The sequence below is a fragment of the Polaromonas sp. genome, from assembly GCF_012927415.1.
Classification (GTDB): Bacteria; Pseudomonadota; Gammaproteobacteria; order Burkholderiales; family Burkholderiaceae_C; genus Polaromonas.
The window spans coordinates 23,887-48,712 of record NZ_JABBPF010000030.1; the positions used below are offsets into that span (position 1 = coordinate 23,887).

23 protein-coding genes are annotated in these 24,826 nt (G+C 59.0%); 15 read left to right on the forward strand and 8 right to left on the reverse strand.

From position 1 onward, the window contains the following. Positions 1–25 precede the first annotated feature (25 nt). Positions 26–904: a DNA ligase gene (locus HHJ19_RS03215; RefSeq protein WP_296903997.1), complete on the reverse strand. Its 879-nt coding sequence runs from the start codon at positions 902–904 to the stop codon at positions 26–28. Positions 905–985: 81 nt separating this feature from the next. Further along, complete coding sequence (gene fabI, locus HHJ19_RS03220; protein WP_296903998.1) at positions 986–1,783, reverse strand: enoyl-ACP reductase FabI; 798 nt, start codon at positions 1,781–1,783, stop codon at positions 986–988. Between the two features lie 109 nt (positions 1,784–1,892). On the opposite strand from fabI, the gene HHJ19_RS03225 reads away from it, so the two are divergent. From HHJ19_RS03225 to HHJ19_RS03280, 12 genes are all read left to right on the forward strand, one after another. Continuing rightward, positions 1,893–3,719, forward strand: a complete 1,827-nt coding sequence (locus HHJ19_RS03225) for an extracellular solute-binding protein (protein ID WP_296904000.1) — start codon at positions 1,893–1,895, stop codon at positions 3,717–3,719. 112 nt (positions 3,720–3,831) lie between these two features. Next, positions 3,832–4,866, forward strand: a complete 1,035-nt coding sequence (gene yejB, locus HHJ19_RS03230) for a microcin C ABC transporter permease YejB (RefSeq protein WP_296904001.1) — start codon at positions 3,832–3,834, stop codon at positions 4,864–4,866. Between the two features lie 76 nt (positions 4,867–4,942). After that, positions 4,943–6,016 (forward strand): ABC transporter permease, encoded by a 1,074-nt coding sequence (locus tag HHJ19_RS03235; RefSeq protein ID WP_296904033.1) that lies wholly within the window; start codon positions 4,943–4,945, stop codon positions 6,014–6,016. An 82-nt stretch (positions 6,017–6,098) separates the two neighbouring features. Continuing rightward, positions 6,099–7,787 carry an ABC transporter ATP-binding protein gene (locus HHJ19_RS03240; RefSeq protein WP_296904003.1) on the forward strand — a complete coding sequence of 563 codons (1,689 nt, stop codon included), beginning with the start codon at positions 6,099–6,101 and terminating at the stop codon, positions 7,785–7,787. A 185-nt stretch (positions 7,788–7,972) separates the two neighbouring features. Continuing rightward, positions 7,973–8,590 (forward strand): ribosome maturation factor RimP, encoded by a 618-nt coding sequence (rimP, locus tag HHJ19_RS03245; RefSeq protein WP_296904005.1) that lies wholly within the window; start codon positions 7,973–7,975, stop codon positions 8,588–8,590. 22 nt (positions 8,591–8,612) lie between these two features. Then, positions 8,613–10,133, forward strand: coding sequence for a transcription termination factor NusA (nusA, locus tag HHJ19_RS03250; protein WP_296904006.1), 1,521 nt, complete (start codon positions 8,613–8,615; stop codon positions 10,131–10,133). Between the two features lie 28 nt (positions 10,134–10,161). Then, positions 10,162–13,107, forward strand: coding sequence for a translation initiation factor IF-2 (gene infB / locus HHJ19_RS03255; protein WP_296904008.1), 2,946 nt, complete (start codon positions 10,162–10,164; stop codon positions 13,105–13,107). A gap of 83 nt (positions 13,108–13,190) precedes the next feature. Further along, positions 13,191–13,559, forward strand: a complete 369-nt coding sequence (gene rbfA, locus HHJ19_RS03260; protein ID WP_296904010.1) for a 30S ribosome-binding factor RbfA — start codon at positions 13,191–13,193, stop codon at positions 13,557–13,559. Between the two features lie 87 nt (positions 13,560–13,646). Then, positions 13,647–14,681: a tRNA pseudouridine(55) synthase TruB gene (truB, locus tag HHJ19_RS03265; RefSeq protein ID WP_296904011.1), complete on the forward strand. Its 1,035-nt coding sequence runs from the start codon at positions 13,647–13,649 to the stop codon at positions 14,679–14,681. Positions 14,682–14,716: 35 nt separating this feature from the next. Further along, positions 14,717–16,540, forward strand: a complete 1,824-nt coding sequence (gene typA, locus HHJ19_RS03270) for a translational GTPase TypA (RefSeq protein ID WP_296904013.1) — start codon at positions 14,717–14,719, stop codon at positions 16,538–16,540. Between the two features lie 195 nt (positions 16,541–16,735). Beyond that, positions 16,736–17,611, forward strand: coding sequence for a DMT family transporter (locus HHJ19_RS03275; RefSeq protein WP_296904014.1), 876 nt, complete (start codon positions 16,736–16,738; stop codon positions 17,609–17,611). Positions 17,612–17,625: 14 nt separating this feature from the next. Then, complete coding sequence (locus HHJ19_RS03280) at positions 17,626–18,783, forward strand: enoyl-CoA hydratase/isomerase family protein (protein WP_296904034.1); 1,158 nt, start codon at positions 17,626–17,628, stop codon at positions 18,781–18,783. Between the two features lie 5 nt (positions 18,784–18,788). Here the strand turns inward: HHJ19_RS03280 and HHJ19_RS03285 are convergent, their stop codons facing one another. The 5 genes from HHJ19_RS03285 to smpB form a co-directional block, all read right to left on the reverse strand. Next, a complete protein-coding gene (locus HHJ19_RS03285; protein WP_296904016.1) occupies positions 18,789–19,640 on the reverse strand; it encodes an anti-sigma factor in 852 nt (283 codons plus the stop codon). Positions 19,641–19,653: 13 nt separating this feature from the next. Beyond that, on the reverse strand, positions 19,654–20,205 hold the full coding sequence (locus HHJ19_RS03290; RefSeq protein WP_296904018.1) for a sigma-70 family RNA polymerase sigma factor: 552 nt from the start codon (positions 20,203–20,205) through the stop codon (positions 19,654–19,656). Between the two features lie 24 nt (positions 20,206–20,229). Next, a complete protein-coding gene (locus HHJ19_RS03295) occupies positions 20,230–20,601 on the reverse strand; it encodes a hypothetical protein (protein ID WP_296904019.1) in 372 nt (123 codons plus the stop codon). A gap of 11 nt (positions 20,602–20,612) precedes the next feature. Then, positions 20,613–20,975: a hypothetical protein gene (locus tag HHJ19_RS03300; protein WP_296904021.1), complete on the reverse strand. Its 363-nt coding sequence runs from the start codon at positions 20,973–20,975 to the stop codon at positions 20,613–20,615. Positions 20,976–21,127: 152 nt separating this feature from the next. Further along, positions 21,128–21,685, reverse strand: a complete 558-nt coding sequence (gene smpB / locus HHJ19_RS03305) for an SsrA-binding protein SmpB (RefSeq protein ID WP_296904022.1) — start codon at positions 21,683–21,685, stop codon at positions 21,128–21,130. Positions 21,686–21,740: 55 nt separating this feature from the next. Here smpB and HHJ19_RS03310 point away from each other — a divergent pair, with 55 nt between their 5' ends. Next, positions 21,741–22,187: a type II toxin-antitoxin system RatA family toxin gene (locus HHJ19_RS03310; RefSeq protein ID WP_296904024.1), complete on the forward strand. Its 447-nt coding sequence runs from the start codon at positions 21,741–21,743 to the stop codon at positions 22,185–22,187. Continuing rightward, complete coding sequence (locus HHJ19_RS03315) at positions 22,174–22,539, forward strand: RnfH family protein (RefSeq protein ID WP_296904036.1); 366 nt, start codon at positions 22,174–22,176, stop codon at positions 22,537–22,539. Before HHJ19_RS03310 ends, HHJ19_RS03315 begins: the two co-directional genes overlap by 14 nt. A gap of 39 nt (positions 22,540–22,578) precedes the next feature. On the opposite strand, the gene HHJ19_RS03320 is transcribed toward HHJ19_RS03315, so the two are convergent. Then, the gene (locus tag HHJ19_RS03320) at positions 22,579–23,115 is read right to left on the reverse strand and encodes a DUF4124 domain-containing protein (RefSeq protein WP_296904025.1); all 537 of its coding nucleotides are present in this window, start codon (positions 23,113–23,115) and stop codon (positions 22,579–22,581) included. A 146-nt stretch (positions 23,116–23,261) separates the two neighbouring features. Here HHJ19_RS03320 and guaB point away from each other — a divergent pair, with 146 nt between their 5' ends. Beyond that, positions 23,262–24,731 carry an IMP dehydrogenase gene (gene guaB, locus HHJ19_RS03325; RefSeq protein ID WP_296904027.1) on the forward strand — a complete coding sequence of 490 codons (1,470 nt, stop codon included), beginning with the start codon at positions 23,262–23,264 and terminating at the stop codon, positions 24,729–24,731. The last annotated feature ends 95 nt before the right edge of the window (positions 24,732–24,826 follow it).

Genomic DNA, 24,826 nt, shown 5'->3' on the forward strand with positions numbered 1-24,826 from the left:
GTGTCAGGGCCGGCCGTCGAGAAGCTTAATCTTCGCGTACCCGCATGAAGCTGGCAAAGCGCGGGATGCCGCTGTCATTCAAGCCTCTGAACCGGTAAGTAACAGTGGTTCCCACGATTGGTGGATTTTGCCGCTGGGCGTCAGTGAAACCGGTACCCAGTTTGAAACGCTGGGCTGGCATGCCCTCAAGCGCAGGCATTTCAACCAGCAACGCGCCCAGCTTGCCCTCGTATTTGCCCTTGCCCGGAAGTTGCGCGATGACCCGGGCCTCGGCGTCCTCATGGGTTTTGAACTTGAGCAAGTCGTCCGTGCGCTGCCCCTTGTACAGGGAAGCACCCCGATGCAGCATCAAGCCCTCGCCACCATTTTTTACAGTTTTAGCCAGCATGGCCTGCAGAGCCTGATGGCTGGCCAGCTTAGATTGCGTCACCGCTTGCACCCAGGGCTGGTCAATCTGGCTTACCAGGCCATTCAGCACCGGAATCCGCTCGGTGAAGGGTCCGCCTTGTGCGGGCAGGTCAAAAACCATGAAGCGCATGGCTCGCCAGGCTGCATCGTCGGGCGTTTGCTGGCGCACAGTGGAAACAGCCTTGGCGAACTGGCCGCGGCCGGCCCAAAGCTCGCCATCCATCGGCACTTTGGGCAAGGCTGCCGTGAACCAGGCGGGCGCCGCTACGCGCTCACCACCACGGGTCCATAGCGCCTCGCCGTCCCAGTAGCCGCGCACACCATCGTATTTTTCACTGACCCAGTAGTCTGCAAGACCGATGCCAGGGCGATACACATTAGCCAGCATCAACGAGGGCGGTGTGCGTGAAAGCGCCACCGGCGCGGCGGCCACTGCGAGCAGCGGCGACCCTGCAAGACCCAGGCCGATCAGGGACAGAAATGAACGTCGGAGCATCTTGGATTATTTCTTTATGCTATTATAAATATAGCGAACTATAGCCGTAAAGCCTGGACCTGAGGCGCTTTCAGCCTCAAATCAGGCGACTGATTCGCTGTCGCGGCTGGCGCCGGCCGTGCTGTTGAAGCCGCAGTCCACAAAAGTGATTTCAGCCGTCACGCCCGAAGCCAGATCGCTCAACAAAAATGCAGCCACATTGCCTACATCTTCAATCGTCACATTGCGGCGCATGGGCGAGGCCGCTGCCACCATGCCCAGCAGCTTGCCAAAATCCTTGATGCCACTGGCCGCCAGCGTTTTGATCGGACCAGCGCTCAGACCGTTAACGCGCATGCCTCTGGGCCCCAGTGATTCCGCGAGGTAGCGCACCGACGATTCCAGGCTGGCCTTGGCTAGGCCCATGGTGTTGTAGTGTGGAATGATACGCTCGGCGCCCAGGTAAGTGAGCGTCAACACGGCTGACTTGGGATTGAGGTAGGGCAGGGCGGCCTTGGTCATGGCCGGAAAGCTGTAAGCGCTGATCTCATGGGCAATCCTGAAGTTTTCGCGCGACAAGCCATCCAGAAAGTCGCCGGCAATCGCCTCGCGCGGCGCGTAACCGATGCTGTGGACAAAACCGTCGAATGTCGGCCAGGTTTGCGCCAAGTCGGCAAACAGCTTGTCAATCTGCTCGTCGGAGCCGACGTCGCAGTCAAAAATCAGGCTGGAGTTGAAGTCCGCGGCGAATTCGGTGATCCGGTCCCTGAAACGTTCACCCACGTAGCTGAAGGCCAGTTCGGCACCCTGTGCATGGCAGGCCTCGGCAATGCCGTAGGCAATGGACCGCTTGGACAAAACGCCCGTGATCAACAATTTTTTGCCAGCGAGAAAACCCATTTATGTGCTCCAGTGTGTGCGTGTGATCCGGCAAGCAGCCTTGCAGCGGCTTGCGGCTTAATCCGTTAAGCGCAAAAATTTGCCAGTTTAAGTAGTGCAGAATTGTCGCATGCGGGATTTGCCTTTTTTTCGAGCTTTGATGATGGTCTGGTGGGCGTGTTTTACCCCGGCAAGCTGGGCCGCTCATGCTTATGCCCAGTTTGGTGATATCAAATATCCGGCCGGCTTTACGCATTTCGAGTATGTGAACCCAGCTGCCCCCAAAGGCGGCGAGATCCGCATGGTGCCGCCGACCCGGCCCACCAATTTTGACAAGTTCAATCCCTTTACCCTGCGCGGGACTGCGCCTTATGGCTTGGGCATTTTGTTGATTGAAAGCCTGCTGACCGGGAACCTGGAAGAGCCGACCACCGCCTACGGACTGCTGGCCGACGATGTCACCGTCGCTGCCGACAGGCTCTCGGCGACTTTTCACCTCAACGACAAGGCGCGTTTCCACAATGGTGCGCCTGTGCTGGCGGCCGATGTGCTGCATTCCTACAGCCAACTCACCAGCAAATTCGCCGCGCCGCAATACCGCACAATTTACGCCGAGGTAAAAGCCGTCACCGTGTTGTCCGAGCGGGTGGTGCGCTTTGATTTTCTGACGCCCAACCCCGAACTGCCGCTGGTTGTCGGCGGCATGCCGGTGTTCAGCCGGGCCTGGGGGAGGGAAGGGGGTAAAGCCGACGGCCAAGTCAAGTCCTTTGACAAGATCGTGTCTGAAATTCCCGTAGGTTCGGGACCGTACAAGGTGGCCAGTCCGGCGATGGGACGCGACATCACCTATGCGCGTGACCCGGACTATTGGGCCGCCGCGCTGCCCAGCCGCAGGGGGCAGTTCAATTTTGACCGCATCAGCTTCAAGATTTATCTCGATGAAACCTCGCGCTTCGAGGGGCTGAAAGCGGGAGAGTATGACTTCCTGCGCGAGTTCATATCGCGCAACTGGGCGCGCCAGTACACCGGCAAACAGTTCAGCTCGGGCGAGCTGCTCAAGCGCGCGTTCGAAAACCGCAACCCTGGCGACTTTCAGGGCTATGTATTTAACCTGCGCCGCGCCAAATTTCAGGATGCGCGGGTACGCCAGGCAATTGGCCTGGCGCTGGATTTCGAGTGGATGAACCGTCAACTGTTTTACGGCCTTTACAAGCGCGTCAATGGTTATTTTCCCAATAGCGAGTTTCATGCCGAGGGCTTGCCCAAGCCAGATGAAATGGCACTGCTCGAACCCCTGCGCGGCAAGCTGAAATCCGCCGTGTTCGGTCCCGTACCGCTGTCGCCGAGCACGACACCACCCGGCAGTCTGCGCGCCAATCTGCGGCAGGCCCAGGCATTGCTGCGTGAGGCTGGCTGGACATACCGCGACGGCGCGCTGCGCAATGCCCAGGGCGAAGCTTTCACAATGGAGTTTTTGAACGATCAGCCCTCGCTGGTGCGAATCGTCGGGCCGTTCCAGAAGGCATTGGAAAAGCTGGGCATCACCATGACTTACCGCATTGTCGATTTCTCATTGAGCAAGCAGAAGTTGGACGCCTTTGATTTTGATGTCACGACCCTGCGTCTGCCCGGTTCCACGGCACCGGGTGGAGAACTGTTGGAATTGTTTGGCTCCAGAGCCGCGGCAACGCCGGGTTCCTCCAATGTCTGGGGGCTTGCCGATCCGGCGGTCGACGCGTTGCTGCAAAAGATCGTGACTGCCAGAACCCGGCCCGAGCTCAGTGCAGCCATGCGGGCGCTCGACCGGGTGCTGACCAACGGTTATTACTCGGTGCCCCAGTATTACGGCGACGAATTTTTTATTGGCTACCGGCCAAGCCGTTTCGTTCTGCCGGCCACCATTCCCCCGTATTACCAGCCAGACACTTGGGCCATGAGCACTTGGTGGAGCAAATGACCTCCACGCTTGTCACTTCGTGTCCTGCGCTGCCTCACGAGGGGGCGGGCCTTGCTTGGGACGGCCCTGCGCTGCGGCCTGCCTCCCTATTATCGAAACGGAAGGTTTGACCATGGCCAGCTACATTCTCAAGCGCCTTCTGCTGATGATTCCAACCTTGCTTGGGGTGCTGCTGTTGACCTTTGCCATGGTGCAGTTCGTGCCTGGCGGACCGGTGGAGCAGATGGTGGCACAGCTGCAGGGGCGCGATTCGGGCGGTGAGCGGTCTGCATCAGCCGGGGCGGGTTACCGGGGACGGCAGGGCGTGGATGCCGAACGCATCGAAGAAATCAAGGTGCTTTATGGTTTTGACAAACCGGTGCATGAGCGGTTTTTCCAGATGCTGGGGCGCTTCGCTCGCTTTGATCTGGGCAACAGCTTTTATCAGCACAAGGATGTCTGGCAACTGGTCAAGGAAAAGCTGCCGGTTTCGGTCAGTCTCGGGCTCTGGACTTTTTTCATCAGTTACCTGATTGCCGTGCCGCTGGGCGTGGCCAAGGCGGTCCGGGCCGGATCGCGCTTTGACTTTGTCACCACGCTGGTCGTGCTGGCGGGCTATGCGATTCCGGGCTTTGTGCTGGGCGTGGCGCTGCTGGTGGTGTTTGGCGGGCAGTTGCAATGGTTTCCGCTGCGCGGACTGACCTCGGCCAACTGGGAAGCGCTGGGCTGGGGGGCGCGCATCACCGACTACCTCTGGCACATAACGTTGCCCATCATTGCCATGGTGCTGGGCAGTTTTGCCGTCACAGCCGTGCTGACCAAGAACTCGTTTCTCGAGGAAATTCGCAAGCAGTATGTGCTGACAGCCCGCGCCAAGGGCTTAAGCGAGCGGCAGGTGCTTTGGAAGCATGTGTTTCGCAATGCACTGATTCCCATCATCACTGGATTTCCGGCGGCGTTTATCGGCGCATTTTTTACCGGCTCGCTGCTGATAGAAACCCTCTTTTCGCTCGACGGCCTGGGTTTGCTCAGTTATGAAAGCGTGATCCGGCGCGATTATCCGGTGGTGCTGGGAACGCTTTATTTATTTACGCTGATTGGCTTGTTGACCAAGCTGATCAGCGATCTTTGTTATGTATGGGTCGATCCGCGTGTCAAATTCGATTAAAGACGAGACCGCCGCCCTTCGCACGGACGAAACCTCGCTGCCCCGCGGGGGGGCTGGCCAGGCCTTGGCTGACCCTATGCGGGCGGTACAAGCCACCGCCTCTCACCCAGCCCCTACAGCACTCCGGTCTCTATCACCGTCAAAACGGGCGTGGCAGCGTTTCAGGCGTAACAAGCTGGGATTTTTCAGCCTGGTGCTATTTTGTCTGTTGGTGGTGTTAAGCCTCTTTGCCGAGCTGCTGTCAAACGACAAGCCGCTGGTCGTGAGCTACAGGGGCGAGCTTTACTTTCCGTTACTGAAAGACTACTCCGAAAAAACTTTTGACGGCGACTTTGACACGCCCACCGACTACCTCGATCCTTTCATCAGGGGCAAACTCAACTTGAACGGCAACTGGGCGGTCTATCCGCCCAATCCGTATGGCCCGCGCACCATCAACTATTTCGCCAAAGACCCGAATCCGTCGGCGCCTTCCCGTGACAACCTGTTTGGCACCGACGATCGGGGGCGTGACTTGCTGGCGCAACTGATTTACGGCTTTCGCCTGAGTGTGCTGTTCGGCCTGGCGCTGACGGTGCTGGGCGTGGTGATGGGGGTGATTGCCGGTGCCATTCAAGGCTACGCGGGCGGAAAAACCGATTTGATCGCGCAGCGTTTCATGGAAATCTGGGGCTCCATGCCCGAGCTGTATCTGCTGATTATTTTCAGCGCCATTTTCGCGCCGAGCGTGGCGCTGCTGCTGCTGCTGCTCAGCCTGTTTGGCTGGATGGGGCTTTCGGACTATGTGCGTGCCGAGTTTTTGCGCAACCGCCAGATGGACTATGTGCGGGCCGCCAAAGCGCTGGGGGTGAGCAATCTGCAGATCATGTGGCGGCATATTTTGCCCAACAGCCTGACACCCGTAGTGACTTTTTTGCCGTTTCGCATGAGCGCGGCGATTCTGGCGCTGACCTCGCTCGATTTTCTCGGCCTGGGCGTGCCGCCTGGAACGCCGTCCCTGGGCGAGTTGCTGAGTCAGGGCAAAGCCAATATCGACGCCTGGTGGATTTCACTGTCAACCTTTGCCGTGCTGGTCACCACCTTGCTGCTGCTGACTTTCATGGGCGACGCGTTGCGCGATGCGCTGGATCCCCGAAAGTTGGAGACATGACCCCCACGCTTGTCGCTTCTCCTGCTACGCTGCCCCGCAAAAGGGCTGCACCGCTTGCGGGCGACCTGGTGGCGGAACTTGTATGACGCCTGTACTTGTCGCTTCGCAAACCGCGCTGCCTCCAAGCGTGGTCGTTCCACCCGCCGGTGGCCTGCCTGCGGAACCCGCATCTTTGTCGCTGCTGGCGGTGAAGAACCTGCGGGTGTCTTTTGGCGGCAAAGTAGTCGTCCGCGGCATTAACTTTTCCATTGCACCCGGAGAAAAGCTGGCTCTGGTGGGCGAGTCCGGATCGGGCAAGACGGTGACCGCACTGAGTTTGCTGCGGCTGGTTCAAAACGCCGAGATTGGCGGCCAGGCGTTGTTTGATGCCCCGGGCGGCGCAGGCGATCTGCTGTCCATGCCCGAAAGCACATTGCGCGGTATCCGGGGCCGGGACATCGCCATGATTTTTCAGGAGCCCATGACCGCGCTGAACCCCTTGTTCAGTGTGGGCGAGCAAATTGCCGAAGTTTTGCAGCTAAAACAGGGTGTAGTCCAGCAAGAATCGGTACAAGCAGCTATTCAATTGCTAGCAAGTACCGGCATTGCCGAGCCTGAGCGGCGGGCGAAGTCCTTTCCCCATCAGCTGTCAGGCGGGCAGCGCCAGCGGGCCATGATTGCCATGGCGCTGGCCTGCCAGCCCAAGCTCCTGCTGGCTGACGAGCCGACCACCGCGCTGGACGTGACGCTGCGCGTGCAGATTCTGGATTTGCTCAGCGATTTGCAGCGGCGCAACGGTATGGCCGTGATCCTCATCACGCACGACCTCAACCTGGTGCGCCGCTTTGCCGACCGGGTTGCCGTCATGGAAAACGGCCATATCGTCGAGCAGGGCGCGGTCGCGGATGTGTTTGCCCGGCCGCAACACCCCTACACCCGCAAATTGATTGACAGCAAGCCCGCGCGCGACGTGGTCGAGACCGCGGCTGGCGCTGCCGGCGCAGCATCACTGATGCGGGCCAGTCATCTGCGCGTAGCCTATCCTGTGGCCATTCCCGGCCTGGCTGGCTGGTTTAAAAGTGCCGAGTTTGTCGCCGTCAGGGACGCCAGCTTTGCGATTGAACCGGCCAGGACATTGGGGGTTGTCGGCGAATCGGGTTCGGGCAAAACAACGCTGGCGCTCGCCAGTTTGGGGCTGATCCCCTTTTCCGGACAATTGCAGGCGGCCGGCCAATCCTGGAGCAGGCAGGCCAGCCGCAACATAGGCATGCGCCGTGCCGTGCAGGTGGTGTTTCAGGACCCGTTTTCCTCGCTGTCGCCCCGCATGACGGTCGAAGCAATGGTGGAGGAAGGCTTGTTGGTGCATGAGCCCGCGTTGAATCAGGGCGAAAGAAGGCTACGCGTCGAACAATCGCTGGCCGATGTCGGCATGAGCGAAGCCCAGTTTCCGGGCCTGCTGCAGCGCTATCCACATGAGTTTTCGGGCGGGCAGCGACAGCGCCTGGCGATTGCGCGCGTTCTCATCATTAATCCAGGCCTGCTGGTGCTGGACGAGCCCACCAGCGCGCTTGACGTGACCATTCAAAAGCAGGTGTTGGCGCTGCTGCAGCGGCTCCAGCGCGAACGCGGCTTGAGTTATCTTTTGATCACGCATGACATGGATGTGATTCGTGCCATGGCCCACGATGTCATGGTGATGAAGGACGGCGAAATTGTGGAGTCGGGCACGGTGGCCGAGGTGCTGGACTCGCCGCGCCATCCCTACACAAAAATTCTGGTGGCTTGCAACTGAGTTTTTACAGATTTAAAATCAATTTACCAGGGGATACAGGTCTGTCGGGCACCGAAATTTTTGCAATGCGGCACACGGCGCGTTACAATGCTAGCTTCACGACCAAATGGGCGGGTTTGCACCGCCCATTTTTTTTGGGCGTTTGTTTTTGCAGACGGGCAAAAAAACAAGGAATAAAAGACTGAATGGCTTTGCAAGAGACGATTGAGCAAACAGTAACCGGGCTGGGTTACGACCTCGTGGACGTTGAACGCACCGCTGGCGGGTTGCTGCGTGTCACGATCGACATGCCCTGCGTGACTGCACTGGCCGGGGCGGTTGCGGGCGGAGAGCAGTTCATCAATGCGGAAGACTGTGAAAAAGTCACGCGACAATTGCAGTTTGTGCTCGAAGTCGAAGGCGCCGAATACGCGCGGCTTGAAGTCAGTTCTCCGGGCATTGACCGGCCTTTGCGCAGTGAAAAAGATTTTGAGCGGTTTTCCGGCGAGCTGATTGACATCACGCTCAAGGCACCGATTGGTGTGGCGGCCAGCGCCGGTTCGACGGTGTCGGCCAGCCGCAAGAAATTTCGTGGCACGCTGGAGCGGGCCGAGCCCTTGGATGGCAAGGCGGGGTGGCAAATTGTGTGGAGCGATGAGCCTGCGATCAAGCCCGGTCAGAAAGTCAGCAAAAACAAAATCCCTGCACCGCTTCAGGCGTTGGGCTTTACGCTGGATGAGATTCACCAGGCGCGTCTGGCGCCTGTGGTTGATTTCAAGGGGCGTAAACCCAAATCTGTTGTCGATAGACCGATAGAGAAATAAATTAGAAAGGCAGGCTTGTGAAATGAATCGCGAACTGTTGATGTTGGTTGATGCCATCTCGCGTGAAAAAAACGTTGAACGTGACGTCGTCTTTGGCGCTGTGGAGCTCGCGCTCGCCTCGGCCACTAAGAAGGTGTATGCGGACGGCGTGGACATTCGTGTTGCGGTGGACCGTGACAGCGGCAATTACGAAACCTTCCGTCGCTGGCTGGTGGTTGCTGACGAGGCAGGCCTGCAAAACCCCGAAGGTGAAGAGCTGGTAAGCGACGCCAGGGACGAAATCTCCGACATCGAAGAAGGCGACTTTATTGAAAAGCCGGTCGAAAGCCTGCCGATTGGCCGGATTGGCGCGCAAGCAGCCAAGCAGGTCATTTTGCAAAAAATTCGCGACGCCGAGCGCGAGATGCTGCTCAACGACTTCATGTCTCGCGGCGACAAAATTTTTGTCGGTACCGTCAAACGCATGGACAAAGGCGACCTGATTGTTGAGTCCGGCCGCGTCGAGGGGCGTCTGCGTCGCGGCGACATGATTCCGAAGGAAAACCTGCGCTCTGGCGACCGCGTCCGGGCCATGATCATGGAAGTGGACACCACACTGCGTGGCGCTCCCATCATCCTCTCGCGTACCGCGCCCGAATATATGATCGAGCTGTTCCGCCAGGAAGTCCCCGAGATCGAACAGGGCCTGCTGGAAATCAAATCCTGCGCCCGTGACGCCGGCTCGCGCGCCAAGATTGCGGTGCTGTCGCATGACAAGCGCGTGGATCCGATCGGCACTTGTGTCGGCGTTCGCGGCACCCGCGTCAACGGCGTGACCAACGAACTGGCTGGCGAACGTGTCGATATCGTGCTCTGGAGCGAAGACCCGGCGCAATTTGTGATTGGTGCGCTGGCGCCTGCCAACGTCTCGTCCATCGTGGTGGACGAAGAGCGTCACGCCATGGACGTGGTGGTGGATGAGGAAAACCTTGCCATTGCAATTGGCCGTGGAGGCCAGAACGTACGCCTGGCGTCCGAGCTGACCGGCTGGAAGATCAACATCATGGATGCCAATGAATCGGCCGAGAAACAGGCGACGGAAACCGATGCCAGCCGCAAGCTTTTCATGGAAAAGCTCGATGTGGACGAGGAAATTGCCGATATCCTTATTTCCGAAGGCTTTACCAGCCTGGAAGAAGTGGCTTATGTGCCGCTGCAGGAAATGCTGGAAATTGAGACCTTTGATGAAGACACCGTCAATGAGCTGCGGACACGCGCCAAAGATGCTCTCCTGACGATGGAAATTGCCAGGGAAGAAAATGCCGGCGGCGTTTCGCAAAACCTGCGCGACGTTGAAGGCCTCAGCCCCGAGCTGGCTGCCAAACTCCTTGAATCGGGTATCAAAACCCGTGACGATCTGGCCGATCTGGCCGTGGATGAACTTACCGAAATCACCGGCCAGTCTGCGGACGAAGCCAAAGCCCTGATCATGACTGCCCGCGCCCATTGGTTTGCCAATGACGCTGGCGAGACCGCTGCACCTGCAGCGGTTCCCGAGCAGTGATCATGGAGGCCAGTCAGGAAAACCAAATATGTCCAGTATTACTACCGTCGCTGAATTCGCAGCTGAATTGAATAAATCACCCGCTACCCTGATCGAGCAATTGACCAGCGCAGGCGTTGTCAAGACGCAGGCCGGTGATCCTCTGTCAGAGGCCGACAAGCAAAAGTTGCTTGGCTATCTGCATGCCAGCCATGGCACTGTCGCGGCTGAGCGTAAAAAAATCACGCTGGTGAAGAAATCCACCACCGAGATCAAACAGGCCGACGCCACGGGCAAGGCCCGCACCATCCAGGTCGAGGTTCGTAAAAAGCGTACTTTTGTCAGGCGCGAAGACGGGTCTGACGTGCCTGCGGAAGAAGTTCAGCCAGAACTGGTCGCTGCGCCCCAAGCTCAGGCTCAAGCTCAGGCAGCCGAAGACGCCGAACTGGTGCGCCGGGAAGAAGAGGCCAACCGTCACGCTGAACTGCTGCGCCGCCAGGAAGAAGAGCTGGCCGAAAAGCGCCGCTTGCGTGAGGAGCAGGACGCCAGGGAAGCAGCGCTTGAGCGCGACCGCGAAGCTGCTGCCCAGAAGGCCGAGGCCGATGCTGCTGCTCTGGCCGCGGAGGCCGCGAAAAAAGTCAAGCCGAGCATTGGCAAAATCATCAAGCCTGCCGCGACCGTGACTGCCCAGGCCAGCAAGGCTGCTGAGACGGTTGCTGCGGAACAAACCAGCAAGGCGGCTGAGGCAGCCACGATGCAGGCAGCGAAGGCCGCCGAGGCGGCCACTGCACAGGCTGCGGCCAAAGCCAAGGCAACGGCTGAATTCCAGGCGGATGCCGCCAAGGCACAGGATCTGCAGGACCGCCGCCGCAGAGCGGAAGCAGAAGCCGCCGGCATTCGTGCCATGTTGTCCGCGCCAAAACGGGTGCTGGTACCTCATGTTGATCCGAAGGTCGCCATGAAGGGTACGTTGCACAAGCCGGCCGTTGTCCCGGGTGCGGCCAAAGCTGGCGCCCCGGTTGCCGCGACGGTGGCCGGCGCTGCAGGCAAAAAGGAAGTCAAGTCAGAAAACCTGTCTTCCACCTGGAAGGACGACGCAGCCAAGAAAAAGGGCATCCCGAGCCGTGGTGCTCCGGTGGTTCCTGGCCGTGGCAATTTCCGTAGCGGCCCACGCGGCCGCCGCAGTTCCGGTCGCGAAGCACGTCCCGAGTCAAATTTCGTCGCACCCACTGAATTCAAGATGATTGAGGTCCATGTACCTGAAACCATCACGGTTTCCGAACTGGCCCACAAGATGAGCATCAAGTCGTCCGAGGTCATCAAGCATTTGATGAAGCTCGGCCAGATGGTCACCATCAACCAGCCGCTGGACCAGGATACCGCCATGATTGTGGTGGAGGAAATGGGCCATACGGCGCTGACTGCGGCGCTCGACGATCCGGAAGCGTTCACTGACGATGATGAACAAGGCCAGCAGGCCGAGTCCCTGTCCCGTGCGCCTGTGGTGACGGTCATGGGTCACGTCGACCACGGTAAAACCTCGCTCCTCGACTACATTCGTCGTGCCAAGGTGGCCTCCGGTGAAGCTGGCGGCATTACCCAGCACATTGGTGCCTACCATGTGCAAACCCCGCGCGGCATGGTCTCGTTTCTCGATACTCCGGGCCACGAGGCGTTTACCGCCATGCGTGCCCGAGGCGCCCAGGCCACCGACATCGTGGTTCTGGTCGTGGCGGCCGATGACGGCGTGATGCCGCAGACGAAGGAGGCGATCAAGCATGCCCGCGCGGCCGGCGTTCCCATCGTCGTGGCGATCAATAAAATCGACAAGCCCGATGCGAACCTCGAACGAGTCAAGGGTGAGCTGGTCACTGAAGGCGTTGTGCCGGAAGAATTCGGCGGTGATTCACCGTTCGTCCCCGTCTCGGCGCGCACCGGTGCAGGTATTGACGATCTGCTTGAGCAAGTGCTGCTGCAAGCCGAAGTTCTGGAGCTGAAGGCGCCGGTTGATGCCATGGCCAAGGGCTTGGTGATTGAAGCCCGCCTGGACAAGGGCCGCGGTCCGGTGGCTACGGTGCTGGTGCAGTCCGGTACGCTGAAAGCCGGCGACGTGGTGCTGGCCGGTTCGACCTATGGCCGCGTTCGCGCAATGCTCGATGAAAACGGCAAGACCATCAAGACCGCGGGGCCTTCGATTCCGGTGGAAATCCAGGGTCTGACGGAAGTTCCGCAAGCCGGTGACGAATTCATGGTGATGACCGACGAACGTCGCGTCCGTGAAATCGCCACCTACCGCGCCGGCAAGTTTCGCAATACCAAGCTGGCCAAGCAGCAGGCGTCCAAACTGGAGAACATGTTTTCCGACCTGTCCGCCGGCGAAGTCAAGATGTTGCCCATCATCATCAAGGCCGACGTGCAGGGTTCACAGGAAGCGCTGGCGCAGTCGCTGCTCAAGCTTTCGACCGACGAAGTCAAGGTTCAGCTGGTGTACTCTGGTGTGGGTGGCATTTCCGAGTCCGACGTGAATCTGGCGATTGCCTCCAAGGCGGTGCTGATCGGGTTCAACACCCGTGCTGATGCCCAGGCGCGCAAGCAGGCCGAGAACAACGGCATCGACATTCGTTACTACAACATCATTTATGACGCGGTGGACGAACTCAAGGCCGCCATGTCCGGCATGCTCACGCCAGACAAGAAGGAAGAAATCATCGGCAATGCCGAGATTCGCCAGGTCTTCAAGGTCAGCAAGATCGGCTCGATTGCCGGCTGTATGGTTACCGCAGGTGTGGTCCGCCGCACCGCCAAACTCCGTCTGCTGCGCGAAAACGTGGTTATCTTTACCGGTGAACTCGACTCGCTCAAGCGTTTCAAGGACGATGCGCGGGAAGTCAAGGAAGGTTTTGATTGCGGCTTGAACATCAAGAACTACAACGACATCCAGGTGGGCGATATTCTCGAATTCTTCGAAATCAAGGAAGTTGCACGGACCTTGTAAAGAAAGCGGCGGTTTGCCAGACCCTTCAGCCTGGCAAACTGCCCATTTCAACGCCGGACCGCCATTTCAGCCCCTTTTATTTCATGCGTAAAAAATCATCCACTCCCAATCGCGCCTTTCGGGTTGCCGACCAGATCCAGCGGGATCTGACGGATCTGATTGCCCGCGAGCTGAAAGACCCGCGTGTCGGCATGGTGACGGTGCAGGCGGTTGAAGTCACGCCTGACTATGCGCATGCCAAGGTTTTTTTCAGCGTATTGGTTGGTGATCCGAAAGAGTGTGAAGAGGCGCTCAATCAGGCTGCCGGCTTTTTGCGCAACGGCCTGTTCAAGCGCCTGATGACGCATACCGTGCCAACACTGCATTTTCACTTCGACCGCACCACCGAACGCGCAGCTGATTTGAATGCCTTGATTGCCAAGGCGGTTTCTTCGCGCGCGCAGGACGACTGAGTTCGCACCGTTTCCCTTTGACAGGTTCAGGGACAACGGTGCCAACGAAGCGCCGGGCCAGCCCGCGCGCTGAGCCTGTCGGAATTTATGACGCAACCAATTCTTCATCGCCAAAAGATTCAGCGACGTCCCGTGCATGGCGTGCTGCTGCTTGACAAGCCGCTGGGTCTGTCGAGTAATCAGGCCTTGCAAAAAGCCAAATGGCTGCTGCGCGCTGACAAGGCCGGACATACCGGCACGCTCGACCCGCTGGCCACTGGCATTTTGCCGCTGTGCTTTGGCGCAGCAACCAAATTCAGCCAGCTTCAGCTGGAAGCGGACAAGACCTATGAGGCGGTGCTGCTGCTGGGCCAGAAAACCACGACCGCTGACGCTGAAGGTGAGGTGATCGAAACGCGACCCGTGCCCGAAATCACGCCCGAACTCCTGCAGGCCATGACGCTGCGCTTCACCGGCCCGCTGGCGCAAATACCGCCCATGTACTCGGCGCTTAAAAAAAATGGTAAGGCGCTTTACGAATACGCGCGCAAGGGCCAGGAAGTCGAGCGGGAAGCGCGCCGCATCACCATTTTCAAGCTGGATATGCTTCTGGTCCATGTGTCACGGACACAGGCAGCTATTAAAATCATAGTGAGCTGCAGCAAGGGCACCTACATCAGGACGTTGGGCGAAGACATCGGCGAGGCCCTGGGTTGCGGTGCGCACCTGGGTTCTTTGCGCCGAATCGAAACCGGCGGTTTTGTGGCTGCGCAATGTGTGACGCTGTCGGCGCTGGAGGCAATGACCGAAGCCGAACGTGAAGCCTGCCTGCTACCGCCGCAATCGCTGGTGGCAGCCTGTCCCTCTGTCACATTGGACGCCGATAATGCAGGACGTTTTTTGAGCGGTCTGCGACGTCGGGGCCATGCTGGCCAGTGGGGCGCCGATGCGCCGATGGTGCAGGTTTACGGCACGGCACCCGTTGCGTTCCTGGGCTCGGCCCACGTCACTGCAGACGAATTGATTCCCCAGCGCTTGCTCAGTCCTCTTGAAATACAGGACATCCTGCAAGCGGCCCAGATTTCTACGCCAAGTTCCGCAGTCATGCCATCGGGCAACGGAGCTGTCTCTTTTCAACACTAACCCCGTACCCGTTTCAAGTCTCCAGAAAGCGAACCATGAGTCAAAAACAGATCCGTAACATCGCCATCATCGCCCACGTCGATCATGGCAAGACCACCATGGTCGACCAATTGCTGCGTCAGTCCGGCACCTTTGCCGAGCACGAGAAAGTTGTCGACACGGTGATGGACAACAACGCCATTGAAAAAGAGCGTGGCATTACGATTCTGGCCAAGAACTGCGCCGTGACCTGGGAAGGCACGCACATCAACATCGTTGACACGCCCGGCCACGCCGACTTCGGTGGCGAAGTGGAACGCGCCCTGTCCATGGTCGACGGCGTGGTGCTGCTGATCGACGCGCAGGAAGGCCCCATGCCACAGACGCGCTTTGTGACCAAGAAGGCGCTGGCCCTGGGCCTCAAGCCGATCCTGGTGGTAAACAAGGTGGACAAGCCCGGTGCGCGGCCCGATTGGGTGGTCAACGCGGCTTTCGACCTGTTCGACAAGCTTGGCGCCACTGATGAACAGCTCGATTTTCCTGTGGTTTACGCCTCCGGCATCAACGGCTGGACATCCATGGAAGAGGGCGCGCCGAATGAACAGTGGGGCCCCGACATGTCGGCCCTGTTCAATACCGTGCTCCAGCATGTGCCGGCCCAAAAGGGCGATCCGGCAGCGCCGCTGCAACTGCAGATTTCGGCGCTGGACTTTTCGACCTTCGTGGGGAAAATTGGCGTCGGCCGCATCAGCGCCGGAACCATCAGGCCGATGATGGACGTGGTAGTGATGGAGGGCCCCGACGGCAAGGCCGTCAAAGGGCGTATCAACCAGGTGTTGACCTTCCAGGGACTGGAACGCGTGCAGACCACGGAAGCGGGTCCGGGCGAGATTGTCCTGATCAACGGCCTGACTGACATCGGCATTGGCGTGACGATCACCGACCCGGTCAATCCGGCACCGCTGCCCATGCTCAAAGTCGATGAGCCGACCCTGACGATGAATTTCTGCGTGAACACCAGCCCGCTGGCCGGCCGTGAGGGCAAGTACGTCACCAGCCGCCAGATCTGGGACCGCCTGCAAAAGGAACTGCAACACAACGTGGCCCTGCGCGTCAAGGAAACCGCTGAAGAGGGTATCTTCGAGGTCATGGGCCGCGGCGAACTGCACCTGACGATTTTGCTGGAAAACATGCGTCGCGAAGGCTACGAACTGGCAGTGTCCAAGCCACGCGTCGTCATGAAAGATGTAGACGGCGTGCGTCACGAACCGATCGAACTCGTTACCGTCGATATCGAGGAACAGCACCAGGGCGGCGTGATGCAGGCTTTGGGCGAACGCAAGGGCGACCTGAGCAGCATGGACCCGGACGGACGCGGCCGCGTGCGCCTGGAGTACCGCATCCCGGCGCGTGGCCTGATCGGTTTTACCAATGAATTCCTGAACCTGACGCGCGGTTCAGGTCTGATCTCCAACATCTTCGACAGTTACGAGCCGCACAAAGGCGACATCGGTGGCCGTAAAAACGGCGTACTGGTTTCCATGGACGCGGGTGAAATTTTCACCTACGCGCTTGGCAAGCTGGACGACCGCGGCCGCATGTTCGTCAGGGCCAACGACCCGGTGTCCGAAGGCATGATTGTCGGCATCCACAGCCGTGACAACGATCTGGTGGTCAACGCCACCCGCACCAAGCAACTGACCAACTTTCGCGTCAGCGGCAAGGAAGACGCGATCAAGATTACCCCACCGATCGAATTGACGCTGGAATACGGCGTGGAATTCATCGAGGACGACGAGCTGGTCGAAATCACGCCTAAATCGATCCGTCTGCGCAAGCGCCACCTGACGGAAAGCGAGCGCAAGCGCGCTGGCCGCTGACTTGACCCCACGCCCGCCGCTTTGCTTACTGCGCTGCCTTACCAAGGGCGGCGGGCATGACTTGGGGTGGCTTGGCGCAGTAGCCTTTCCTCGCCCCCACGCCATGCGCGTCAGGCCGAAAGGCTTTCCAAAGGGCCACTGCAACCCAGTGGCCCTTTTCTCGTTTGCAGATGCCTGTAATTGACAGGGGGTTTCATGAAGCTCACGCATTCCCGTGCTGTTGCACTGATGGTTCTCATTACCCTGATGTGGTCGATCGCCGGTGTCGTGACCCGGCAGCTTGAGGTGGCTCGCAGCTTTGAAGTGACGTTCTGGAGAAGCTTTTTCACCGTCGTTTCTCTGTTGTTCATCCTGCCTTTTTTTCAGGGCAGGGCGGTTTTTTCGGGTATTCGCAAAGGCGGCTTTGTGTTTTGGCTGTCAGGCGTTTGCTGGAGTGTGATGTTTACCGCCTTCATGGTAGCGCTCACCCTCACGACCGTGGCAAATGTCCTGGTGACGATGGCGATCGGACCCTTCGTCACCGCCTTGCTGGCACATGTCTTTATTGGCCACCGGATTCCGCCACGTACCTGGTTGGCCATTGCGGTCGCCAGCGCCGGTATCGCCTGGATGTATGGTGGGCAAATGGAGCTGGGCAGCCAGCTCGAAGGGACGCTGGTGGCGCTGATGGTTCCGATCGCAGGCGCCTGCAACTGGACAGTGGTGCAACACAGCCGCAGCCATGGCAAAAGCATCGACCTGGTGCCCGCCGTACTGGTTGGTGCGGTGATTTCCTCGCTCGCCACCTTGCCGCTGGCTTTTCCTTTTTCGGCTACGCCGCATGACGTGGGCCTGCTGGCCCTGCTCGGGCTGGTTCAGCTGGCCATCCCCTGTGTGCTGGCGGTACGCTGCGCCGGTGTTCTCAAGGCACCCGAGGTGGCCCTTCTGGCCTTGCTTGAAGTGATTTTTGGCATTCTGCTGGCATGGTTTGGCGCAAATGAGGTGCCTGGCGCCAGCGTGCTGGCCGGTGGTGCGCTGGTCATTGGTGCGCTGGTCGTCAACGAATTGATTGGATGGAAACAAAGAGCATGACAACTGAAATGACGATGGCTACAACTGAAAAGAAGAGCGGCGATATCCTGATGGAGTGTCGCGGCGACGTCGGGCTGATTACCCTGAACCGGCCCAAGGCGCTCAACGCGCTGTCATTGCCGATGGTACGTGAGCTGCTGGTCACGCTGCGCGCATGGCGCGATGATCCGGCCGTTCTTGCTGTGGCTATTCGCGGCACCAACAAAACTGGCCGTCCAGGAACGCCTGAAAGCTTCTTTGGCGGCTTTTGCGCCGGTGGCGATATCCGCTTTTTCCATCAGGCGGCTTTGGCCAATGATTCAGCGCTGGACGATTTTTTTACCGAGGAATACACCCTCAACCAGCTGGCCCAGACCTATCCCAAACCTTATATTGCGTTCATGGACGGCGTGGTGATGGGCGGCGGCATGGGAATCAGCCAGGGTGCAAGCGTCCGCATTGTCACCGAACACACCAAAATAGCCATGCCCGAGACCAACATCGGCCTGTTTCCAGACGTCGGGGGCGGCTACTTTCTGAGTCGTTGCCCGGGCCATGTCGGTGAATACCTGGCCTTGACGGGTGACGTGATTGGCGCGGATGCAGCGATTGGCTACGGCCTGGCGGACGTCAAGTTTGACGCGGCCAGGTTGCCAAGCCTCTGGGAGTCCCTGGCCACTCAGGCATTTGACTCCAGTGCACAGGTCGAGCAATGGATTGCTACTGAATTAATAGCTGACAGTAACCGTACTATCTGGACGACAAGCGAAATTGATGCCTATTTCTCGTTATTGCGGGTAAAACACATCGTCGATGCACTGGAGGCCTCGACGGATTCCTGGGCCATCAAGACGGCCGCCACTTTGCGCAAGCGCTCACCGCTGATGCTGCATGTGACGCTGGAGCAAATCCGCCGGGCCCGCAGCATGACACTGGCGGATGATCTGCGCATGGAGCGTGACATGGTGCACCACTGCTTTCATCTGCGGCCGGGTGCAGCGAGCGAGACGGTCGAAGGCATTCGCGCGCTGGCCGTCGACAAGGATTACCAGCCGAAGTGGAACCCGGCACGCATCGAGGACGTGAAGCCCGGGATGGCCGAAGCGTTTTTTGCCAGCCCGTGGCTGCCGCAGGCGCATCCGCTTCGCGAGTTTCAGGAATCCGCAGCCATGGTGGGGCTGCAGAGTGATTGACTGATTTACAGCTGCCGGTACACGAGTTCGGCCAGCTGCATCAACTCAGCCTGGGACAGCGCGCCACTCAGGGCATAGCCAAATCCCTGATCTACCCAGTAAAACGAGGGCACCGGACCATCGCCGCTGTAACGGAAAGCGGTTTCCGTGCCGGACATTTTGGGTGCAGCGTCGTTCCCGGGCGAACCGTTGGTTGGTGCGCTGCCATCCACCCTCCCAAGGTAGAGCGTGACACGCGCGCCAGCCAGGTTCTGGAACATGAACTGCGCTCGGGCGCCGCCTTCGCCAGGCAGCAGGCGCCCCCCGACCAGTTCATACCCTCGCGTCGCCAGCACCGGCACCTTGAGAGGTCTGTCAAGACGTTTTGACAGCCATTGCACCAGGTGGTCCTGCTGGGCGGCAGTCACTTCAACCGGGTGCCGGACTTCTGGGGAATACACCGCATAGGCCAATGAGGCCTGGTGCACAAATGCCTGGGTCGAACGGGTCTGCCCCGCAGCTGCCATCTTTCGCGTTGCCGCACCGCCCAGCTCGTCATGCGACAGCCAGCCCACGCCAAAAGCCAGCACCACCGCTGCAGCCAGGCCGCCCCAACGCCACCACTGGTCGAGCTGTTGCCGGCTCTTTTGCCCGCGGCGCGCGGCAGCCAGCAGGGTTTCAGGGATCGCTTCGTCCAGCAATGAGCAATGCAAGGCACGCAGGGCTTCTCGTTGAGCCTGCCATGCATGCAGGGTTTCCTGTGCGTCTGCGTTGAGCGCCAGCCGCGCTTGGGTATCGGCCTGCTGGTCTGCGGGCAGACGCCCATCGACCAATGCGTTGATCTTGTCTTGCATGAGCTCGTCGTTTATTTTTTCCATGGTCTTCTATGCCTTATTTCAGTCGCCTGAGCGGGGCGAGGAATACGGCGGGAGCGGCCTGACTGGCGACTGCAGGATCTGCAGGAAGGGCGCTGTCCATCAGCTCTCGTAGACGTGCTCGGCCGCGCGACAGACGCGACATCACGGTGCCCACAGGAACAGCGGTGACTTTGGCTACCTCTTCATAGGACAGGTCTTCCAAGGTGACCAGCAACAGCACCACGCGCTGGTCTTCGGGCAATCGCAGCAGGCAGCGTTGCAGGTCCAGCGAGTGCGAACTGCCAGCGTCTGGCGCCACCAGTTCATGCTCGACGTCCTCCACATTCACCGTGATTCCGGCGCCAGCCTGCCGGATGGAGCGGCGCACCTGATTGACGAAAATGTTGTGCATCAGCGTGAACAGCCAAGCGCGCAAGTCGCTGCCTGCCGTCCATAAACGCCATTTGGAGCAGGCCCGCTCCAGCGTGTCCTGTACCAGGTCGTCGGCCATCCAGGCGTCGCCGGTGAGCAAGCGCGCATAACGGCGAAGGCTGGGAATGTGGTCGGTCAACGGGAAGTCGGTCATGGGTCTGCCAAGGGGGTATGTGCCCTATCGTAGCCTCAGGTTCGCTCGGTTTGAATGCATGCCAAAGGGCAGCAATCCGTCGAACAGCGCGCTGATGCTGTCCAGCTGGCAGCGCGCTTCGCGTTCGCCATGATGCGCTGAAGGCACCTGCATCAGTTCGCTGCGCAAATGCCAGAGCGTGTTGGCGTCCTGACAATAACGGATGCGCTGGTCAATGCGCCGGTCAATGCGCCGGTCGTCGGGCGCTCGAGCGCTTTCAGGCCCGACGATGGAATCCAGCGCCTGCAGCATCGCCTGGCGAATATCATCAGGCGTTGCAATGCCCGAAGGGTGGGGTGCCCCGAGCAGCAGGCTGGCCATCCAGCGGCTGCCGCAAGCTGGGCGAACTTTGTCCATCAGCATGGCCGTCAGGGTTTGGCGACGTGCCAGACGTTCGTGAAGCCGTCGCCCGCCTTGCTGTCCTTGAACCAGAAATAAAGCAGTTTGCCGTTGATGGCCCACTGTTTTTTACCCTCATTTTGCGTCACGCTCATGCAGGCCCCCATGGGCTGGTCGGTTTCGGCAACCATCAGCGGGGGCCAGTTGCTGACGCAGGGGCGATTACAGGCAGATTTGCCGCTGCTGGCCTTGTCACTGCCAAACACATACCTGTCATGCCGTTGGGGCCGGCCAGCGTGCCGTCGGCGATCGTTGCGGCGTGGGCAGCACTGGGGGGGACGCACGTCCTCCTCGGGGGCAGCAGTAAGGAAAGCGACGGTTAACAATTTCACAGTGTTCTCCGATGGATGCAGATGATGTCTACAACCGGGTGAACATTTGCATGACCGGGTTTATTCCATCGGGGAAAAATATTTTTGAACTCGTCCGGCTGGCTTCGTCGGCCTCGCCCGGCTGTCCAGTCCGCAAGCGGCAGGCTGCGGCTTTAGCGGTTTCGGGACTTCATGGCCCGCTCCACCTCGCGCTTGCCTTCGCGGTCCTTGATGGTGTCGCGCTTGTCATGTTCGCCCTTGCCCTTGGCCAGACCGATGTCGCATTTCACCTTGCCAGCTTTCCAGTGAATATTTAGGGGTACCAGCGTAAAGCCTTTTTGCTCTACCTTGCCCATCAGCCGCCGGATCTCTTCCTTGTGCATGAGCAGCTTCTTGGTGCGCACCGAGTCGGGCCGGATATGGGTCGATGCCGTGCCCAGAGGATTGATCTGGCAACCGATGAGGAACAGCTCGCCATTGCGGATAACCACATAGCCATCGGTGAGTTGCACCTTGCCTTCGCGAAGCGATTTGACCTCCCAGCCTTCGAGCACCATGCCGGCTTCAAATCGCTCCTCGATGTGGTAGTTGAAGGTAGCCTTTTTGTTGTCGGCAATGCGTATCGCAGCGGCAGCGGCTTTGGCTGACAAATTGCTGGTGGACTTTTCCGCTGCTTTGCCTGAAGAGGCCGCAGCGGGCTTTTTGGAGGAGGATGCTTCTTTGGTTGCCATGTTTAAAAGTTAGGGACAGCGTCGACTAATACAATCATGCCCAGCCCTTGATTGTATGAAAACCGTTCACAAGTCCGTTCTTATCTGGTACAGCGCAGCTGAAATGTTTGCATTAGTCACCGATGTTCCAAGCTACCCGCAGTTTTTGCCCTGGTGCAACCAGGCTTCCGTGCGCGAAGAAAACTCGCAAGGCATGACGGCCAGGATCGGCATTTCCATCGCGGGCCTGACGCAAAGCTTCACCACGCGCAACGTGCATGAAAAAGACAAGCGGGTCAGCCTCACGCTGGTCGATGGCCCTTTTTCCCGCCTCGAAGGTGACTGGCGCTTTCTTCCTTTGGGCGATGGCAGCCAGCGCGCCTGCAAGATCGACTTCACACTGTGCTACGACTTCGACAATGGCGCGCTAGCCACGCTGGTTGGCCCGGTATTTGACAAAATAGCGGGCAGTCTGGTCGATGCTTTTGTTAAAAGAGCGTCACGGGTCTATGGCGAATCCTGACGGCGTGACAGGCGCTCCGAGTTTGAAAATTTGCCTGGTTTACTCACCTGCACCCCGACAGGTGCGCGAGTGGAAAATGGAACTTGATTTTGGCGCGACCGTGGCAAAAGCGCTTTCGGCGTGCAGCATTCTGCAAGAATTTCCAGAGCTTCAATCAGATCGTCTGAGAATGGGCGTCTGGGGCCGGAAAACCGGTTTGGGTCATTTGCTTCAAGACAAGGACCGGATAGAAATTTACCGGCCTCTGCGGGTAGACCCTAAAGTGGCGCGCCGCGAACGATTTGACCGGCAAGGTGCAAAAAGTGCCGGTCTGTTCGCCAAAATCCGTCCCGGGGCCAAGGCTGGGTATTGAAGCCTGCCGCCAGCGGCTGAACCTTGCGCCCGTGCTGATTTATTTCTTGCAGTCGCTTTCTACGAAGCCCTGAAGGCGTTTCGTTTCTTCAACACGAGCGTTTTCGTCCATGAATTCGCGCTCTCCTTTGGCATTAATGACAGAAAGCCTGACGCCTGACTGAACGTTCGCCAAACCTCTTTTGGCACGATCGCAATTGTCGGTTCTGGCTTTGGCCACTTTTTCTTCTTCAATCTTCTTTTTGGCGTCTTCCTCTTCCTCTGCCTGCTTTTTCTTGGCTTCAAGTTGCGCGTCCTTGCCCGACAGCCGGGGGCCACTGGCTTTGCCAGCGGTTGATGAGGCGGCCAACGCTGGAGCTGCTGTCACGGTTTCACTGACCGACTTGGCAGCGGGCTGGTTCGAGCCACCCGGTCGTTTCAGAATGTTCTTTTCCTGAACGTCGCCCGGTGGCGCCCGGTCACTAAACACTTTATGGCCGTCCTTGTCTATCCATTGCCATTGCGCCAGGGCTGTGAGCGCAAACGAGCTGCTGACAATGGCCAGAATGAGGGTTTTTGAAACGAGTTTTAAGTCCATTTCACGAGTGTAGCTTTGTGTATGGTTTTTTTTACATGCTTTGGCAAGAAGCGACGTATTTGCAGAGAAGAGTCAAATCGGCATGCAAGGGTTAGTACCGACAGGTTCAACGACGCGGGTACAATCGACTTTTTGGAGCTCTCTATATGCGCCTACTCGGCAAAGCGCTCACCTTCGACGACGTATTGTTGGTGCCAGCGTTCTCCCAAGTCCTGCCCAAGGACGCGATTCTTTCCACCCAGTTTTCCCGAAACATCCGACTGAATCTGCCGCTTGTCTCTGCGGCCATGGATACCGTTACTGAAGCACGGCTGGCGATCGCCATCGCGCAAGAGGGCGGCATTGGCATAGTTCACAAAAACCTCACGCCGCAGGAGCAGGCCGCGCATGTGGTCAAGGTCAAGCGCTACGAATCAGGGGTGGTGCGCGATCCGGTGGTTATCACACCCGAGCACACCGTGTTGCAGATCCTCGAATTGTCCGAACAGCTCGGCATCTCTGGATTTCCGGTGTGCGACGGCGGCAAAGTGGTGGGTATCGTGACCAGTCGTGACCTGCGCTTTGAAACCCGCTACGACGTCAAGGCCCACCAGATCATGACTCCGCGTGAAAAGTTGATCACCGTCAGGGAGGGCACCTCTGCCGCCGAAGCCAAGGCCTTGCTCAACAAGCACAAACTTGAACGCGTGCTCGTGGTCAACGATGCTTTTGAGCTCAAGGGGCTGATCACGGTCAAGGACATCACCAAGCAAACCAACTTCCCCAATGCCGCCCGCGATTCTGCGGGCCGCCTTCGGGTCGGTGCTGCGGTCGGTGTCGGCGAAGGTACTGAAGAGCGGGTTGAAGCATTGGTCAAAGCCGGCGTGGATGCCATAGTGGTCGACACGGCCCATGGCCACAGCCATGGTGTGATCGAGCGGGTCCGCTGGGTCAAAAAGAATTACCCCCATATCGACGTGATTGGCGGCAACATTGCCACTGGAGCAGCGGCGCTGGCGCTGGTTGAAGCTGGTGCCGACGCCGTGAAAGTCGGTATCGGCCCAGGCAGCATTTGCACCACCCGCATCGTCGCGGGTGTCGGGGTACCGCAAGTCATGGCCATCGACAGCGTGGCGACCGCCTTGCGCGGCAGCGGCGTTCCCCTGATTGCTGACGGCGGCATTCGTTACAGCGGCGACATCGCCAAGGCCATCGCGGCCGGCGCCAGCACCGTCATGATGGGCGGGATGTTTGCCGGCACTGAAGAAGCACCCGGTGAAGTTATCCTGTTTCAGGGTCGCAGCTACAAAAGCTACCGCGGTATGGGCAGCATCGGTGCCATGCAGCAAGGCAGTGCTGACCGCTATTTCCAGGAGTCGAGCACCGGCAATCCGAACGCCGACAAGCTGGTGCCCGAGGGCATAGAGGGCAGGGTGCCTTACAAGGGCTCCATGGTTGGCATTGTTTTCCAGATGGCTGGCGGCTTGCGCGCCAGCATGGGTTACTGCGGCTGCGGCACGATTGAAGACATGCAAAACAAGGCCGAGTTTGTCGAGATTACCTCAGCAGGCATCCGCGAGAGCCATGTGCATGACGTACAGATCACCAAAGAAGCGCCGAACTATCGCGCTGACTGAGCGTCCTGCGGGTGCGGGCGTCTGGCTACGGACGCCGTTTCTTTTTTTGACTGAATACAGCCTGAAACCCTATTTTCATGCAACACCAAAAAATT

Bases quoted from the DNA above. Each gene is read 5' to 3' on its own strand.
- HHJ19_RS03215 (WP_296903997.1), bottom strand. From the start codon at position 904: ATGCTCCGACGTTCATTTCTGTCCCTGATCGGCCTGGGTCTTGCAGGG.
- fabI (WP_296903998.1), bottom strand. From the start codon at position 1,783: ATGGGTTTTCTCGCTGGCAAAAAATTGTTGATCACGGGCGTTTTGTCC.
- HHJ19_RS03225 (WP_296904000.1), top strand. From the start codon at position 1,893: ATGCGGGATTTGCCTTTTTTTCGAGCTTTGATGATGGTCTGGTGGGCG.
- yejB (WP_296904001.1), top strand. From the start codon at position 3,832: ATGGCCAGCTACATTCTCAAGCGCCTTCTGCTGATGATTCCAACCTTG.
- HHJ19_RS03235 (WP_296904033.1), top strand. From the start codon at position 4,943: ATGCGGGCGGTACAAGCCACCGCCTCTCACCCAGCCCCTACAGCACTC.
- HHJ19_RS03240 (WP_296904003.1), top strand. From the start codon at position 6,099: ATGACGCCTGTACTTGTCGCTTCGCAAACCGCGCTGCCTCCAAGCGTG.
- rimP (WP_296904005.1), top strand. From the start codon at position 7,973: ATGGCTTTGCAAGAGACGATTGAGCAAACAGTAACCGGGCTGGGTTAC.
- nusA (WP_296904006.1), top strand. From the start codon at position 8,613: ATGAATCGCGAACTGTTGATGTTGGTTGATGCCATCTCGCGTGAAAAA.
- infB (WP_296904008.1), top strand. From the start codon at position 10,162: ATGTCCAGTATTACTACCGTCGCTGAATTCGCAGCTGAATTGAATAAA.
- rbfA (WP_296904010.1), top strand. From the start codon at position 13,191: ATGCGTAAAAAATCATCCACTCCCAATCGCGCCTTTCGGGTTGCCGAC.
- truB (WP_296904011.1), top strand. From the start codon at position 13,647: ATGACGCAACCAATTCTTCATCGCCAAAAGATTCAGCGACGTCCCGTG.
- typA (WP_296904013.1), top strand. From the start codon at position 14,717: ATGAGTCAAAAACAGATCCGTAACATCGCCATCATCGCCCACGTCGAT.
- HHJ19_RS03275 (WP_296904014.1), top strand. From the start codon at position 16,736: ATGAAGCTCACGCATTCCCGTGCTGTTGCACTGATGGTTCTCATTACC.
- HHJ19_RS03280 (WP_296904034.1), top strand. From the start codon at position 17,626: ATGGCTACAACTGAAAAGAAGAGCGGCGATATCCTGATGGAGTGTCGC.
- HHJ19_RS03285 (WP_296904016.1), bottom strand. From the start codon at position 19,640: ATGGAAAAAATAAACGACGAGCTCATGCAAGACAAGATCAACGCATTG.
- HHJ19_RS03290 (WP_296904018.1), bottom strand. From the start codon at position 20,205: ATGACCGACTTCCCGTTGACCGACCACATTCCCAGCCTTCGCCGTTAT.
- HHJ19_RS03295 (WP_296904019.1), bottom strand. From the start codon at position 20,601: ATGGACAAAGTTCGCCCAGCTTGCGGCAGCCGCTGGATGGCCAGCCTG.
- smpB (WP_296904022.1), bottom strand. From the start codon at position 21,685: ATGGCAACCAAAGAAGCATCCTCCTCCAAAAAGCCCGCTGCGGCCTCT.
- HHJ19_RS03310 (WP_296904024.1), top strand. From the start codon at position 21,741: ATGAAAACCGTTCACAAGTCCGTTCTTATCTGGTACAGCGCAGCTGAA.
- HHJ19_RS03315 (WP_296904036.1), top strand. From the start codon at position 22,174: ATGGCGAATCCTGACGGCGTGACAGGCGCTCCGAGTTTGAAAATTTGC.
- HHJ19_RS03320 (WP_296904025.1), bottom strand. From the start codon at position 23,115: ATGGACTTAAAACTCGTTTCAAAAACCCTCATTCTGGCCATTGTCAGC.
- guaB (WP_296904027.1), top strand. From the start codon at position 23,262: ATGCGCCTACTCGGCAAAGCGCTCACCTTCGACGACGTATTGTTGGTG.